Source organism: Allobosea sp. P2_B12 (genome assembly GCF_056404835.1).
Window position 1 is genome coordinate 246,471 of the sequence record NZ_JBFUDG010000003.1, and the last position, 14,692, is coordinate 261,162.

Consider the following 14,692-nt stretch of genomic DNA (forward strand, 5'->3'; position numbering starts at 1 on the left):
ATGTTGCTCGGAGAACGGTTTACCGAAATAATCCAGCTTCGTGATAGCGTTCTCATCGATGATGTCCAGCCTTGTGATGTCCAGCATTGCACGCCTCGCCCTGGCCCTGACGGGGCTCGCGCTCCTGACGAATGTCGCCATGGCCGGCGGCTATGAGCGCGTGCGCCTGCCCAGCTATGACGGAGACCTCGACGCGGTGCTTTATCGCCCGCAAGGACCCGGGCCGTTTCCGGCCGTTGTCGCCCTGCATGGTTGCGGCGGCCTGTGGCGCGACAATGGCACATTGTCGACACGGCATTCCGACTGGGGCGAGCGGCTGGTGCGCGAGGGCTTCGCCGTGCTGATGCCCGACAGCTATGGCTCGCGCAAGCTCGGCTCGCAATGTGGAGTCAAGGAGCTGACCGTCCGGGCCAGCCGGGAGCGCGTCGCTGATGCTGCCGCCGCACGTTACTGGCTGCAATCGCGCACCGACATCCGCCCTGACAGGATCGCATTGCTGGGCTGGTCGGGCGGCGGCTCGACTGTTCTCGCCGCGATCCGCAGGGATCGTCGGCCGGCCGATGAGAGACCAGACTTCGCCCAGGCGATCGCCTTCTATCCAGGCTGCCGAATCCAGTCCGAATCCGCGAGTTTCATGGCGCGGCTGCCGCTGATGATCCTGATGGGCGATGCCGATGACTGGACCCCGGCCGCGCCCTGCGACTACCTCGCCAAGGCTGCGCAGGGCCGCGGCGAGAAGGTCGAGCTGGTGGTCTATCCCGGCGCGCTGCACGATTTCGACCACCCCCGCCTCGAGATCAGGGAACGCAGCGACATCGCCTATTCCGCCACGGGAACCGGCAAGGCCACCGTCGGGACCAACCCTGCGGCGCGCGAGGATGCGATCAAGCGGGTGAAGGCATTCCTGAAGGGGCTTTGAGCACGTTTTTCGCCTTTCAGCCCTGATAACAATCGCGCCGTCATCCTGGACCAGCCGCGCAGCGGCGCAGCTCCGGGATCCATCATAGAGTTCTGTCGTGTCTTACGATGGATCCCGGGACGACCTCCGGTCGCCCAGGATGACGGCCTGTTTCCACATGAAATTATTGAGCCCCGGCTTCAGAACAGGTCGCCCTGTCCGGTCTTCGGACTCTCGCGTCGCGCCGGTCGAGCAGGCCGCGACGGCGCGTCGCCGAATCCCGCGACTGCCACCCCAAAGCGTCCGTCGCTGACCTGCACGCTCAGGGCCTGACCGCTGCGTATCTGAGCGACGCCGCGCACCAGCGCGCCCGCCTCGTCGCGCACCAGCGCATAGCCGCGCGCCAGAACCGCATCGGGACCAAGCGACGCCGCTAGTGCCCAGACGCTGTCGAGACGATCGCGGCGGCGCTGCAGCAGGCGGGCGAAGGCGGCCCTGAGATTGCCGGCCATCCCACTGACGCGATCTTCGGCACGCGCGATGCGGTCGCGCTCGCGACGCAGCAGCGTGTCGCGGGCAACGGCCATGGCCCTGGAGAGCCGCTCGACGTCCTTGCGTGCGGTCGCCAAACGCAGCAGCGGCGAATGCCGGGCGAGACGCTGCGACGCGAGGGCCAGTTGCTGCTCATGCACGCGGGCATTGCGCGCCAGCGCCGGTGCTAGCCGGGTTCCGGCCAGATCGAGCCGCTGGCGCGGGCCTGAGAGCACCGCTTCGGGCCCCGGCAGCGCACGGGCGAGTGCACGAAAATCACTGCGGCGGCGATCGGCGAGGCGGCGCATCGCTCCGGCCTGCCGGCGCGAAAGATCGGCGACAAATGCCATGAGTTCGGCCCTGACGGGCACCACCTTCTCGGCCGCGCCCGTCGGGGTCGGGCAGCGCAAATCGGCCGCGTGGTCGATCAGCGTGATGTCGGTCTCGTGGCCGACGGCCGAGACCAACGGGATCAGCGAGGCGGCCGCGGCCCGTACCACGATTTCCTCGTTGAAGCCCATCAGGTCTTCCAGGGAGCCGCCGCCGCGCGCCACGATGATGACGTCGGGCCGCGGGATGCGGCCGCCCTCGGGCAGCGCGTTGAAGCCGGCGATGGCGGCTGCGACCTCGGCCGCGCTGGTCTCGCCCTGAACCCGCACCGGCCAGACCAGGACATGGCGGGGAAAGCGATCCTCCAGCCGGTGCAGGATGTCGCGGATGACGGCGCCGGTCGGCGACGTCACGACACCGATGACGCGGGGCAGATAGGGAATGAGTTGCTTGCGCTCTTCCGCGAACAGCCCCTCAGCTGCAAGGCGCTTGCGGCGCTCATCGAGCAGCGCCATCAGCGCGCCGATGCCGGCGGGCTCGAGCGAGTCGATGATGATCTGGTAGCTCGACTTGCCGGCGAAGGTGGTGATCTTGCCGGTGGCGATGACCTCCAGCCCCTCCTGCGGTCTTGTCTTCAGGCGCCCGAAGACGCCCTTCCAGATCACCGCATCGATTTTGGCGTTGGCGTCCTTCAGCGAGAAATAGACATGGCCCGAGCCGACCGGGCCGCGATAACCCGAGATCTCGCCGCGCACCCGCACGAAGCCGAAGGCATCCTCCAGCGTGCGCTTGAGCGCACCCGAGAGATCGGAGACCGACCATTCGGGAGCGTTGCCGGGCTTGGCGTCGGACGATTCGGTATCCATGGGCGCGACCATAGCGAGGTGGATGACGCAGCAGAAGCGTTGCCCCGCCATCGCCCGACCGCTATTGCGCGGGCAGGCAAGCGGAGATGCGGCGATGAACATCCTTCTGATCGGTTCGGGCGGCCGTGAGCACGCGCTGGCCTGGGCGATCTCCGGCTCGCCGCTCTGCGACCGGCTCTTCATCGCGCCGGGCAACCCCGGCACGGCGCAATGCGGCGAGAACGTCGTGATCGATATCGCCGACCACCAGGCGGTGATCGCGTTCTGCAAGCTGCAGAAGATCGATCTCGTCGTGGTCGGGCCGGAAGGGCCGCTGGTCGACGGCATCGCCGATGACCTCGTCGCCGCCGGGATCAAGACCTTCGGCCCGTCGAAGGCCGCAGCCCAGCTCGAAGGTTCGAAGGGCTTCACCAAGGAGCTCTGCGCCGAGTTCGACATCCCCACCGCCGGTTTCGGCCGCTTCACGAATGCCGCCGCCGCCAAGGCTTATGTCGCCGAGCAGGGCGCGCCGATCGTGATCAAGGCCGATGGGCTCGCCGCCGGCAAGGGCGTGGTCATGGCCGAGACGCTGGCCGAGGCGAACGCCGCCATCGACATGATGTTCGGCGGCGGGCTCGGCGCGGCCGGGGCCGAGGTCGTGATCGAGGAGTGGATGATCGGCGAGGAGGCGAGCTTCTTTGCACTCTGTGACGGCACACATGCGCTGGCTCTGGCTTCGGCGCAGGACCACAAGCGCCTCAGTGATGGCGACACCGGCCCCAACACCGGCGGCATGGGCGCCTACTCACCGGCACCCGTGATGACTCCCGCGCTGGAAGCCCGCGTCATGGAAGAGATCATCCGGCCGACCCTGGCCGGGATGGCCAAGCGCGGCACGCCATTCAAGGGCGTGCTCTTCGCCGGGCTGATGATCACGGCGCAGGGGCCGAAGCTGATCGAATACAATGTCCGCTTCGGCGACCCCGAATGCGAGGTTTTGATGCCGCGCCTGAAGAGCGACATCGTGCCAGCGCTGCTGGCGGCCTGTGACGGCGTGCTCGACTCGTTCGACCTGCGCTGGTCGGACGAGGCCGCACTGACCGTCGTGCTGGCGGCGCGCGGCTATCCGGCCAAGCCGGAGGCCGGCAGCGTCATCCGCGGCATCGACAGGGCGCAGGCACTCGACGACGTGCTCGTCTTCCACGCCGGCACGAAGCAGGACGCCGCCGGGAGCGTGCTCGCCAGCGGCGGCCGCGTGCTCAACCTGGTGGGGCTCGGCAAGACCGTCGCGGAGGCGCAGGCACGGGCCTATGCGGCGGTCGATGCGATCGACTGGCCGGAAGGCTTCTGCCGCCGCGACATCGGCTGGCAGGCCGTGAAGCGCGAGCGCGAAGGCTGACAAAGTCAGGCGGACGACGTATATATGACGTGAAGGATCGATATATACGGGAGGCGTGCGATGGTGTTGATGATCAAGAACGCCCGTGCCGATCGCGTCGTGCGCGAGTTGGCGAGCCGCACCGGGGAGACGATAGCCGAGGCGGTCGCGATCGCGGCGGAAGAGCGATTGGCAAAGCTGCCGGCTGCGGAGGTACGGCGTTCCGGTTCGATCGACAGGGCCAGACTTGAGGCGATTCTGGCCGAATTTCGGGCCAATCGCGTCGATGATCCGCGTACTGACGACGAAATCATCGGCTACGACGAGAACGGCCTGCCTTCGTGACTCAAGGCCTCCTCGTCGTTGACAGCTCGGCAATCGTTGCGATCCTGACGGAAGAGGCCGAGGCTGCGGTCTTTTCAGATCTCCTCGATGCGAGACCGATCAGCTACTGCTCCAGCGCAACCTTCGTCGAGACGTTCATGGTCCTGACATCGCGCATCGCGAATATAAGCGTAGCAGGCTTGGCAGCGGCGCTGCAGAGTCTGGCGATCGAGCAACGCCCGGTCGATGCAGAACAATCGGCCCTGGCAGCCGAAGCCTTCCTCCGCTTCGGCAAGGGCCGCCATCCGGCCAAACTCAACCTTGGCGACTGCTTCTCATACGCGCTGGCAAAATCGCTCGACGTTCCCTTGCTCTATAAGGGCGAGGACTTTGCCAAGACCGACATCCTTTCGGCGACAGCGGCAGGAGCCCGTCCATGAGCAATCTCGACAGCCTGTTCCCCGGCTTCACGGCGCATTGGGTCGATGGTCCGGCCGGCAAGATCTTCGCGCGTGTCGGTGGCGAGGGGCCGCCGGTGTTGCTGATCCACGGCTTTCCGCAGACCCATGCCGAATGGCACAAACTGGCGGGCGAGTTGGCGAAGACGCATACCGTCGTCTGCCCCGATCTGCGCGGCTATGGCTGGTCGGCCGCGCCGCATGGCGATGGCGGAGTCGCGACCTACAGCAAGCGCGGCATGGGCGAGGACATCGTCGCCGTGATGCAGTCGCTCGGGCATCTGCGCTTTGCCGTGGTCGGACATGACCGCGGCGCCCGCGTCGCCTACCGGCTGGCGCTCGACCATCCCGGCCGCGTCGAAAGGCTGGCACTGCTCGACATCCTGCCGACGGTCTCGATGTGGGAGGGCATGAATGCCGCGCGCGCCATGCAGGTCTATCACTGGACCTTCCTGGCCCAGCCCGAGCCTGTTCCCGAAAACCTGATCAAGGCCGATCCTCTCGGCTGGCTCGACCACACCATCGCGAGCTGGACGCGGGCGAAGTCGCTCGACCTGTTCGATCCGCTGGCCCTCCAGGCCTACGGCGAATCCTTCAACGACCCCGCCCGTATTCACGCGGCTTGCGAGGATTACCGCGCCGGTGCGACCACCGACGTCGCGCATGACAAGGCCGATCTCGCCGCAGGCAAACGCATCCTGTGTCCCGTGCTGGTCCTCTGGGGCGAGGCGGGCATTCCGGCCAAGGGCGCAAGCCCGCTCGAGATCTGGCGCGAGAGCTTCGCGCCGCAGGCCGAGGGACAGGCGATCGACAGCGGGCATTTCCTGCCGGAGGAAAACCCCGCTGCGACGCTGGCGGCGCTCGTGCCGTTCCTGTCGAAGCCCGGCGGCTGAGCAGACCTGCCGGCCGGGCAAAATGCCGCACCGTAATTTTCGCTTCGGCGGTCTCGGTGCGGTCGCTCAGGCGTTGCAGAACAGGAATGGCGAATCACGAATCTCTGGCAGGAGCCGATCGAACGATGGCCCAGGCGAACCGCAAGCCCCTTGCCCTGCCGGCACCGACAGAGCCGGGGCTCGTCCTGGTGCTGGGCGCCGGAGGAGCGCGGGGACTCAGCCATATCGTGGTGCTGGAGGCGCTCGACGAGCTCGGTCTGAAGCCGGGAATCATAGCCGGCTGCTCGATAGGTGCGATCATCGGCGCGGCCTTCGCTGCGGGGCTGCCCGGCGCGGCGCTACGCGAGCATGTGCTGACGACCTTCTCCGACCGGCCGCGCGTGATCCGCCGGCTGCTCGATGCGCGCGTCGGCAAGTTGACCGACCTGTTTCGCGGGCTCGGCAACCCTGTCCTGATCGACGGCGAAAGGCTGCTGGACCTGTTCTGGCCTGAGGCGGTACCGGACCGCTTCGAGCAGCTCGCGATCCCCTTCATCGCTTGCGCCGCCGATTATCATCTGCAAACCGAGGTGCTGATCGACCATGGGCCGCTTACGCCTGCCGTCGCCGCATCGCTGGCCATTCCCGGCCTCGTGCGCCCTGTGTTGCTCGACGGCAGGGTGCTGGTCGATGGCGGGGCGATCGATCCCCTGCCCTATCGGCGGCTTTTGGCACCTGGACGCATCGTCGTCGCGATCGACACCAGCGCACCGACGACGATGAGCGAGCTGCGCATTCCGGAGCCGCTGGAAGCGATGGTCGGCGTGTCGCAGCTGCTGTCCCGCGCGATCGTGCAGCGCATGATCGAGAGCAGCCCGCCCGACATCCTGATCCGCACCGGCGTCGAGGGCGTCGGCGGGCTCGACTTCCTCAAGGCGAAAGCCATCCTGGACGCGGCCGAGCCGATCAAGGACGAGGTCAAGCGGAGGCTGGAAGCAGCTCTCGCGCAGGCGGGGTGAGCGCCTCCGGCTCGTCGCAGCGGAAACCCGGCAGGGCCGCGCCCAGAACCGCCCTGCCCTCCTCCGTCAACGTCACGGCACGGCTGTCCTTGCGACGCGTGACCCAACCCGTCTCGAAGCAGCGGCAGGCCAGGGCGGCGGCGAGATGACCGGCCAGATGCGGCCGGCGCTCGCTCCAGTCGAGGCAGGGCCGCAACGCAACGCGCCGGCTGCCTAAACGTGAGGAGACCACGCCGAGCGCGGCAAAGACGGCCTCGCCCGATCCTGTGAGCCCGTAACCGCCTTCGGCGACCGCGAGATGCCCACCGGCGACCAATGCATCATGGATGCCGATGCCGAGCCGACCGGCGAAATGATCATAGCAGGTGCGGGCCTGACTCAACTCCGCGCCGACGCGGGACGGCAGGCGGCGGCGCGACGTCTCGCCGCCAGCGAGAACCATCAGCCCTTCCAGCGCCTGTGCGACCTCAGGGCCGGCCAGCCGATAATAGCGATGGCGCCCCTGCACCGCGACCGCCAGCAGGCCGCCATCCATCAGCTTCGCCAGATGGCCGCTCGCGGTCTGCGGCGCGACGCCGGCAAGCCAGGCGAGTTCCTTGGCGGTCAAAGCGCGGCCATCCATCAGCGCGTGCAGCATGTTGGCGCGGGCTGGATCCCCCATCAGATGGGCGATCTCGGCGAGATAGGGACCGTTGGTGCTCATCCCGGCATCATGCTCCCGATGCAACGACTGGCAAGCGCGAACGCTACGGCGCGCACCGTAGTATCGGGGCGCGACAGGCGGCGGCGGCAGTGCCAGAAAGCCGTCCATGGAAAACCTGCAGCTCATCCTCTTCATCGCCGGCACCTTTCTGCTGGCCGGCTTCGTCAAAGGCGTCATCGGGCTCGGCCTGCCGACCATCGCGGTCGGCATCCTCGGCGTGGTGATGGCCCCGGCGCAGGCGGCAGCGCTGCTGGTCGTGCCCAACCTCATCACCAATGGCTGGCAGATCGCGACCGGCCCTGGGCTGAAGACCATCGCGCTGCGGCTCTGGCCGATGCTCGCCGGGATCTGCGTCGGGACCTGGGCTGGCGCCGGACTGCTCGAGCAGCAGAAGACCGGCTCGGCGACACTCTGGCTCGGCGTCGCGCTGGTGCTCTATGCGCTGGTCGGCCTGACCGCAGCGAAGCTGCACGTTCCGCAGCGGGTGGAGGGCTGGCTCGCGCCGCTCATCGGGATCGCAACCGGAATTGCGACGGCCGCGACCGGCGTCTTCGTGCTGCCGGCCGTGCCCTATCTGCAGGCGCTCGGGCTCGACAAGGACGAACTGGTGCAGGCGCTCGGCCTCTCCTTCATCATCTCGACGCTGGCGCTCTCGGTGGGGCTTCTGGGGAACGGCGCGCTGGATGCCACCGTGGCCTGGCATTCTGCCCTGGCGTTGCTGCCCGCGCTAGCCGGGATGGCGGTCGGGACGATGATCCGCAACCGCATCTCGGCGAAGACCTTCAAGCTCTGTTTCTTCGCAGGGCTGCTGGCGCTGGGAGGCTATCTGGTGCTGCGGGCAGCCGCCTGAGCCGCCGCCCGACGCGCCACCTCAGCGGTTGTAGGCGTAGCGGCGACCGGCACGCTTGTGGCCGAACCAGGACAGTTCCCGCTCGCCGACATCGACATGGACGATGCCGTTGGGATAGGAGCCGACGCCGCCGGTGCTGTCGAGCGCCTTGGCCACCGCGACCGCCTTCCGGGCGGAGGTGGCAAGCGGCCGGAAATCGATCGCCTTGCCGCTGTAGTGCTGCGAATGCCTGGCGTGGCGACCGCCACAGGTCGAGGTGATCTGAATGGGACCGATCTTGTCGGTCAGTTCCTTGATCATTACCACGGCCGCGGGCTTGAGACAGCCCAGCCCCTTGACCTGCGGCTGGAAGGATACCTGCTTGATCGAGCCATCAGCATACGCAAGCACAGGCATAGAGACCGTGAGGATCACGGCCGCAGCAATACAACGCATTATCAACCTGACATGAACTGGGGAATGGAAGGCTCAAGCCACCATCACATGGTCTGGCTGAGCGGTTCGGCGCCCCAATAGATTGCCGTCAAGGCCAAAACAAGGCACGGTCTGAACAGGTGATCTCGCGCTATAGCCACACCGCCATTGCCGCGACGGTGATCATCCTTGAGATTTGGCGTCGACCATCGCCAGATGCGTCTGCTTTACGATTCGTCCGAAGACCACGATTGGCCTTCGGACGGATGCGTTTTCTCGTCTGCGGCAGACAGGCCGCCCGGCGCCGTCTCGACGCCGGGCTTCGGCTGGGTCAGCCGGCCTTCTTGGTGATGATGGTCAACTCGCCTTCGTCATCGATCTGGGCGATCACCACGTCCCGGGAGGTGAGCCCCTTGGCCTCCAGCGCGGTTTTCGCGACCGGCGCGGTTTCGATGGCATTGCGGAGCCGCTCGAGCTGGTCTGCCGTGCGGGTCGCCAGGAGTTGGTTGACCTGGCCCTTGGTCGCTTCGGGAAGCTCGTCGAGATCGACGACGCTAACGGATTTGATGGCCGGTGCCGACGATTGGGGCGCCGATGCCGGGGGTGGCGTTTGCGTCGGGTTGGTCGAGGGGGCCTGAGCATTGGCCGGCCCGGCGAGGATAAGCGCGGCGCCTGCGGCGGCCAGCGTGATCATGCGCATGGAGTTTCCTTCCATCGGTTGCGGATGAGCGGCCGATTTGAGCGCGTGAATGGGTCCGTAAGCTGGACCTGGTCTGGTCATTCCATGACGATATCGCGTCCGGAATGCGATCGTCCGGGGCTATGTCGCTGCGCGGCCCGGAGCGGAGGCGCCGATGATCCGGCGATTTCGCCGGATCGGTTTGACGGCTCGCTAACCGACGATCCACCCGGCCATGCGGCCCCTGCCGGCCTGTGGTACTGTCGGCCTGTTTGATGCGTTCCGTCGCGTGTGCGTTCCGTCTGGAGGCGTGGATGATCGATGAGGTGCAGAACTATCTGATCTCGGAGATCGAGACGCTTCGCAGCGCCGTCTTCCGGGCCGGAGCCTTGAACGCCAAGACGCTGGGTCCCATTGCCGAGGCGCATCTCGAAAACGTCTTGCGCTTCGTCGTCGTCTCGCCCGCGATCGAGGATGCGACCTTCCTGACCATCACGACGGTTGCCGCCTTCGCGCGCGCGCTTTACGCCCAGGCTCCGATCGGCGCCATCGAGCAGGCGCGGCGCGATGCCCTGACCGCGATCGACACGCTTGCCATCGTCCTGGAGCGATCGACACCCAGTCAGGCGGGTGCCATGGATAGGCGCCTCGATGCCGCCATCGCCGTCATGAGCCGATGAGGCGCATCGGCGGCTGAGGTCGTGCAGGATCGAGCAGCCGCTGGCTGGGATGATCGATCGATCCTAGCGCCGTCCCTGGAAGAACGCGCGCAACAGCCCCGCCGCCTCGCTCTCGCGCAGGCCGCCATAGACCTCGGGCTGATGGTGGCAGGTGGGACTCGCGTAGAGCCTGACGCCGTTCTCGACGGCGCCGCCCTTGGGATCGCCCGCGCCGAAATAGAGCCGGCGGATACGGGCAAAGGAGATCGCGGCGGCGCACATCGGGCAGGGTTCGAGCGTGACGTGCAGATCGCAGCCGATCAGCCGCTCTGACTGAAGCGCCTCGCAGGCGATCCGCAGCGCCAGCATCTCGGCATGGGCGGTCGGGTCCTTCAGCTCCAGCGTGCGGTTGCCGGCGCGGGCGAGCACCACGCCGTCACGCGTCACGACGGCGCCGACCGGCACCTCGCCGCGTGCGGCTGCGGCGCGGGCCTCGTCGAAGGCCAGCGCCATCGGATCGAGGCTGTGCGTTCTGTCCCGGCCTTGCGCCTTGTCTTGGCCCTGCGTTTTATCCTGCACCATCAAAACCTTGCTTTACCGCTCGCGAGCGGCAAGGCGCTCTGCTACAAGCGCCGGCTATCAGCCAGCGTGCCACGCGGTTTCAAACCGCTGACAGGCACGCATGCGACATCACATTATTGAGCATCGGCCCTTCGTGGAACGTGTCTTTCCTTCCGCGGACCATGCTCCGGAGCGATCATGAGCGACGACAACAACCAGAAAAGCCGGGGCCCGCGCAAGGGCGGCGGGACCGGCGGCCGTGGCAGCGGATCCGGCGGCGGGCGCGATGGCGGCGGATTCGGCGGCAAGGGCCCCCGCTCCGGCGGAGCGGCGGGCGGCGAACGCAAGCCATTCCGGAGCCGCAGCGACAGCGCCGAGCGGCCAGCCCGCACTGACGGCGCAGCGCGTCCGTTCCGGGCACGGCCCGATGGCGAGCGTAGCTCCAGCAGGCCACCAAGCGAGGGCAGAGCTCCGCGCGAAGCAAGGCCTCCCCGTGAAGGCGGCGAGCGGCCATTCCGTGCCCGGCCCGAGGGCGAGCGCAGTTCGAGCCGGCCTCCGCGCGAGGGCTTCGCGCCGCGTGGCGAGCGTCCTAGCGGCCCGGGCGCCAAGCGTTTCGACCGTCCCCGCTCCGACAGGCCCGAGCGGCCGCGGCGCCCGCGCGAGGAGGCTCCGGTCTCCGAGGCCAAGCTGCTGCCGTCGCTGATCCAGGAGCCGGAGCGCATCGCCAAGGTGATGGCACGCGCCGGCGTCGCCTCGCGGCGTGACAGCGAGGCGATGATCGCGGAAGGCCGCGTCAGCGTGAACGGCAAGGTTCTGGAGAGCCCGGCGCTCGATATCGGCCCCGACGACGTCGTGCTGATCGATGGCGAGCCCTTGCCGGCGCGCGAGCGCACAAGGCTCTGGCTCTACCACAAGCCGCGCGGCCTCGTGACGACCAACCATGATCCCGAAGGCCGGCCGACCGTGTTCGACGCGCTGCCGGAGGATTTGCCGCGCGTGCTCTCGATCGGGCGGCTCGACATCAACACCGAAGGCCTGCTGCTGCTGACCAATGATGGCGGGCTGGCGCGCATGCTCGAACTGCCCGAGACCGGCTGGCTGCGGCGTTATCGCGTCCGTGCCTTCGGCTCGGTGACGCAGGACAAGCTCGACACGCTGCGCGATGGCGTCACCATCGAGGGCGTCTCCTACGGCCCCGTCGTGGCGCGCTTCGAGCGCCAGCAGGGCTCGAACACCTGGCTGACGGTCGATCTGCGCGAGGGCAAGAACCGCGAGGTCAAGACGGTTCTGGAGCATCTCGGCCTCGACGTGAACCGGCTGATCCGGGTTTCGTTCGGACCGTTCCAGCTTGCCGACCTCGCCGAGGGCGAGGCCGATGAGGTGCGCTCGCGCGTCATCCGCGACCAGCTCGGCGAGGATCTGATGGCCAAGGCCGGCGTCGATCTCGAAGCGCCGCGCCGTGACGAGCTGCCGGCAGCCCCGCCAAAACCTCAGCCAGGCAGGGCTGCGCCCAGCGGCGACGACCGCCAGCGCCGACGCCCGGCCGGCGACCGCGACGGCAAGCCGGAGCGCGAGCGCTGGCAGAGCGACGCCGTGCGCACGCCCTCGCAGGACGACCGCAGCGAGAAGCCGTGGAAGCGCACCGTTTGGCGCGATGCCGAAGCCGAGCCGCAGCGCGAGCGCAAGGCTCCGCCGCGCCGTGGTGCCGACCCCAAGATCGAGCGCCAGTCGCGCGAGGCGACCGGCGAGGTCGTGCGCCGGCGCGGCAAGGCGATCGAGGATCCCAATGGCCGCCGCGTGCTGGTCGAGCGTGTCAGCGCGTCTGCCAGTGCAGAACGCCCCGCGCGCGCGGAACGCCCGGCCCGCGAGGGCGTCAACCCCAAGCGCCGCCCCGACCGCCTGCCCCGCAGCGAGCGCGGCGCAGCGCAGGCACGTCCTCCCCGCACGCAGGAGCGCGCCGGCAGCAGTGAGCGGCCTGCGCGCCGCCCGCGCATCGAAGGTGGCGAGCGCGACCGCACGCAGGACCGTCCCTGGCAGGATGCCGGGCCGCGTGCCGAGCGTCCGGAGCGTGCACCTCGTACCGAGCGCCCCGAACGCGCGCCGCGCAGCGACAGGCCCGGTGGAGACAGGTCCGAACGCACGCCGCGTGAGGGTGGCGAGCGCCCGCCGCGCCGCGCCAGCGAGCGACCCGGCGAGGAGCGCCGTGGCCGCAGCCTCAGTGACAAGCCGGGCGGTCCGCCCAAGAGCTATGCGGCGCGTTCCAGCGAACGCCCGGCAGGACGCAGCAGCAGCGGCGAACGCAGCGGCGGCAAGTCCTTCGGCGGCAAATCCTTCGCAGGCAAGCCATCCGGCGGCAAGCCCGGTGGCGGGCGGCCGTTCGGTGGCAAGCCCGGCGGCGGTGGTCGTCCGGGTGGCAGCCGCCCCGGCGGCGGCGGCAAAGGCCCGCGTTCGGGCGGCAAGCGTGACTGAGGCCTAGCCGATGCGGATCGTCGGCGGGCGCTTGGGAGGCCGGCCGCTGGTCGGCCCGAAACCGGGGATCGGGAGTATCCGCCCGACCTCGGACCGTCTGCGCGAATCGCTGTTCAACGTGCTGGCGCATGCTTATGACGACCCGCTCGACGGGGCGCGCGTGCTCGACCTTTTCTCCGGCACTGGCGCGATGGCGTTCGAGGCGCTGTCGCGCGGCGCGACCTTCGCGCTTCTGGTCGACGACGGCACCGAGGCGCGCGGTCTGATCCGCGAGAACCAGATGACGCTGGGGCTCGCCGGTCACAGCCGCGTCTTCCGGCGCGATGCGACCAAGCTCGGCGCGATCGGCCCGATGGCCCCCTTCGGCGTGATCTTCTGCGATCCGCCCTATCGCAAGGGGCTGGGCGAGAAGGCGCTGATCTCGGCACGCGACGGCGGCTGGCTGGAGTCCGGCGCGCTGGTCGTGCTGGAGGAGGCAGGCGATATCGAGATCGCCCTGCCCGAAGCGTTCGAGACGCTGGAGCGCCGCGACTATGGCGAGACGCAGGTGCTGATCCTGCGGGCCGCGTCCGCCGGTTCCTGAAGGATGCCCGAAGGCGGCTTCAAGCCGCCTTCTTGGCTGCCTCGAAGGGAATCTCGATGTCGACGGCCAGCGTCGAAACCTGGGCGCCCCGTTCCATCTTGATGCTGACCTTGTCGCCGTCGATCTGGACGTGCTTGGCGATGGCACTGAGGATCTCGTCGCGCAGCTTGGCCAGCAGATCCGATCCGCCGACGGCGGCGCGCTCATGGGCCAGCAGCAGTTGCAGGCGATCCCGCGCGGCGGGCGCCGAGCGGGAGCGGGAGAAGAGCCGACGCAGGTTCATGCCGCTTTCCTTCCGAACATCTTGCCGAAGAAGCCGCGCTTTTCGCCGGGGATGATCATCGGGATGTCTTCCCCGTTTAGCCGGCGCGCTGCCTGGAAATAGGCGACGGAGGGCACGCTGCGCTGGTCGGCCAGGGTGACCGGCGTGCCGAGATTGGAGGCGCGCAGCACCTCCATGCTTTCGGGGATGATGCCGAGCAGCGGGATCGAGAGGATTTCGAGGACGTCGTCGACCTTCAGCATGTCGCCGCGTTCGGCCCGGGCAGGGTCATAGCGGGTAAGCAGCAGGTGTTTCTCCATGCGCTCGCCGCTCTCGGCCTTGACCGTCTTGGAATCGAGCAGGCCGATGATGCGGTCGGAATCGCGCACGGAGGAGACCTCCGGATTGGTCACGACGATGGCGATGTCGGCGTGGCGCATGGCCAGCGTCGCGCCGCGCTCGATGCCGGCCGGGCTGTCGCAGATCACCCAGTCGAAGACGCTCTTCAGCGCATTGATGACCTTCTCGACGCCTTCGGCCGTGAGATTGTCCTTGTCGCGGGTCTGCGAGGCCGGCAGCAGGTAGAGCGTCTCCAACCGCTTGTCCCGGATCAGCGCCTGGGTCAGCTTGGCCTCGCCCTGGATCACGTTGACGAGGTCGTAGACGACGCGCCGTTCGGCGCCCATGATCAGGTCGAGATTGCGCAGCCCGACGTCGAAATCGACGACCACGACCTTGGCGCCGTCATGCGCGAGAGCCGCCCCGAGCGCGGCGGACGAGGTCGTCTTGCCGACGCCGCCCTTGCCTGATGTGACCACGATGACCTTGCCCATAGACCTCTCCCGTTGATGTCGAAA

At 68.2% G+C, this 14,692-nt stretch carries 17 protein-coding genes; 10 read left to right on the top strand and 7 right to left on the bottom strand.

All coding sequences use genetic code 11. From position 1 onward, the window contains the following. Nucleotides 1-76 precede the first annotated feature (76 nt). Nucleotides 77-919, top strand: a complete 843-nt coding sequence (locus AC1DYU_RS10040) for a dienelactone hydrolase family protein (protein ID WP_476791494.1) — start codon at nucleotides 77-79, stop codon at nucleotides 917-919. 179 nt (nucleotides 920-1,098) lie between these two features. Here AC1DYU_RS10040 and xseA read toward each other — a convergent pair whose 3' ends face one another. Then, nucleotides 1,099-2,625, bottom strand: a complete 1,527-nt coding sequence (gene xseA / locus AC1DYU_RS10045) for an exodeoxyribonuclease VII large subunit (protein WP_476791495.1) — start codon at nucleotides 2,623-2,625, stop codon at nucleotides 1,099-1,101. 94 nt (nucleotides 2,626-2,719) lie between these two features. On the opposite strand from xseA, the gene purD reads away from it, so the two are divergent. From purD to AC1DYU_RS10070, 5 genes are all read left to right on the top strand, one after another. After that, entirely contained in the window at nucleotides 2,720-4,003 is a 1,284-nt protein-coding gene (purD, locus tag AC1DYU_RS10050) for a phosphoribosylamine--glycine ligase (RefSeq protein WP_476791496.1), read from the top strand. Between the two features lie 60 nt (nucleotides 4,004-4,063). Further along, nucleotides 4,064-4,327 carry a type II toxin-antitoxin system VapB family antitoxin gene (locus AC1DYU_RS10055; protein ID WP_158482928.1) on the top strand — a complete coding sequence of 88 codons (264 nt, stop codon included), beginning with the start codon at nucleotides 4,064-4,066 and terminating at the stop codon, nucleotides 4,325-4,327. Then, nucleotides 4,324-4,746, top strand: coding sequence for a type II toxin-antitoxin system VapC family toxin (locus AC1DYU_RS10060; RefSeq protein ID WP_158482927.1), 423 nt, complete (start codon nucleotides 4,324-4,326; stop codon nucleotides 4,744-4,746). The genes AC1DYU_RS10055 and AC1DYU_RS10060 overlap by 4 nt, the downstream gene beginning before the upstream one ends. Then, on the top strand, nucleotides 4,743-5,657 hold the full coding sequence (locus AC1DYU_RS10065; RefSeq protein ID WP_476791497.1) for an alpha/beta fold hydrolase: 915 nt from the start codon (nucleotides 4,743-4,745) through the stop codon (nucleotides 5,655-5,657). The genes AC1DYU_RS10060 and AC1DYU_RS10065 overlap by 4 nt, the downstream gene beginning before the upstream one ends. Nucleotides 5,658-5,782: 125 nt before the next feature. Beyond that, the gene (locus tag AC1DYU_RS10070; protein WP_476791498.1) at nucleotides 5,783-6,655 is read left to right on the top strand and encodes a patatin-like phospholipase family protein; all 873 of its coding nucleotides are present in this window, start codon (nucleotides 5,783-5,785) and stop codon (nucleotides 6,653-6,655) included. On the opposite strand, the gene AC1DYU_RS10075 is transcribed toward AC1DYU_RS10070, so the two are convergent. Beyond that, nucleotides 6,615-7,358, bottom strand: coding sequence for an ArsR/SmtB family transcription factor (locus AC1DYU_RS10075; protein ID WP_476791499.1), 744 nt, complete (start codon nucleotides 7,356-7,358; stop codon nucleotides 6,615-6,617). The two genes, AC1DYU_RS10070 and AC1DYU_RS10075, sit on opposite strands and share 41 nt — an antisense overlap. Nucleotides 7,359-7,464: 106 nt before the next feature. On the opposite strand from AC1DYU_RS10075, the gene AC1DYU_RS10080 reads away from it, so the two are divergent. After that, a complete protein-coding gene (locus tag AC1DYU_RS10080) occupies nucleotides 7,465-8,208 on the top strand; it encodes a sulfite exporter TauE/SafE family protein (protein ID WP_476791500.1) in 744 nt (247 codons plus the stop codon). Between the two features lie 21 nt (nucleotides 8,209-8,229). Here AC1DYU_RS10080 and AC1DYU_RS10085 read toward each other — a convergent pair whose 3' ends face one another. Both AC1DYU_RS10085 and AC1DYU_RS10090 read right to left on the bottom strand, forming a co-directional pair. Then, the gene (locus AC1DYU_RS10085; RefSeq protein WP_476791501.1) at nucleotides 8,230-8,604 is read right to left on the bottom strand and encodes a peptidoglycan L,D-endopeptidase MepK; all 375 of its coding nucleotides are present in this window, start codon (nucleotides 8,602-8,604) and stop codon (nucleotides 8,230-8,232) included. 349 nt (nucleotides 8,605-8,953) lie between these two features. Continuing rightward, nucleotides 8,954-9,316 carry a hypothetical protein gene (locus tag AC1DYU_RS10090; protein ID WP_476791502.1) on the bottom strand — a complete coding sequence of 121 codons (363 nt, stop codon included), beginning with the start codon at nucleotides 9,314-9,316 and terminating at the stop codon, nucleotides 8,954-8,956. A 299-nt stretch (nucleotides 9,317-9,615) separates the two neighbouring features. On the opposite strand from AC1DYU_RS10090, the gene AC1DYU_RS10095 reads away from it, so the two are divergent. Next, entirely contained in the window at nucleotides 9,616-9,981 is a 366-nt protein-coding gene (locus AC1DYU_RS10095) for a hypothetical protein (protein WP_476791503.1), read from the top strand. A 63-nt stretch (nucleotides 9,982-10,044) separates the two neighbouring features. Here AC1DYU_RS10095 and AC1DYU_RS10100 read toward each other — a convergent pair whose 3' ends face one another. Further along, nucleotides 10,045-10,473, bottom strand: a complete 429-nt coding sequence (locus AC1DYU_RS10100) for a nucleoside deaminase (protein ID WP_476791734.1) — start codon at nucleotides 10,471-10,473, stop codon at nucleotides 10,045-10,047. Nucleotides 10,474-10,719: 246 nt separating this feature from the next. On the opposite strand from AC1DYU_RS10100, the gene AC1DYU_RS10105 reads away from it, so the two are divergent. Together AC1DYU_RS10105 and rsmD are read left to right on the top strand one after the other, a co-directional pair. Further along, nucleotides 10,720-12,990 (top strand): pseudouridine synthase, encoded by a 2,271-nt coding sequence (locus tag AC1DYU_RS10105; RefSeq protein WP_476791504.1) that lies wholly within the window; start codon nucleotides 10,720-10,722, stop codon nucleotides 12,988-12,990. A 10-nt stretch (nucleotides 12,991-13,000) separates the two neighbouring features. Then, nucleotides 13,001-13,573: a 16S rRNA (guanine(966)-N(2))-methyltransferase RsmD gene (gene rsmD / locus AC1DYU_RS10110; protein WP_476791505.1), complete on the top strand. Its 573-nt coding sequence runs from the start codon at nucleotides 13,001-13,003 to the stop codon at nucleotides 13,571-13,573. A gap of 19 nt (nucleotides 13,574-13,592) precedes the next feature. On the opposite strand, the gene minE is transcribed toward rsmD, so the two are convergent. Together minE and minD are read right to left on the bottom strand one after the other, a co-directional pair. Continuing rightward, complete coding sequence (gene minE / locus AC1DYU_RS10115) at nucleotides 13,593-13,856, bottom strand: cell division topological specificity factor MinE (RefSeq protein WP_476791506.1); 264 nt, start codon at nucleotides 13,854-13,856, stop codon at nucleotides 13,593-13,595. Further along, nucleotides 13,853-14,668 carry a septum site-determining protein MinD gene (minD, locus tag AC1DYU_RS10120; protein ID WP_476791507.1) on the bottom strand — a complete coding sequence of 272 codons (816 nt, stop codon included), beginning with the start codon at nucleotides 14,666-14,668 and terminating at the stop codon, nucleotides 13,853-13,855. The genes minE and minD overlap by 4 nt, the downstream gene beginning before the upstream one ends. Nucleotides 14,669-14,692 lie beyond the last annotated feature (24 nt).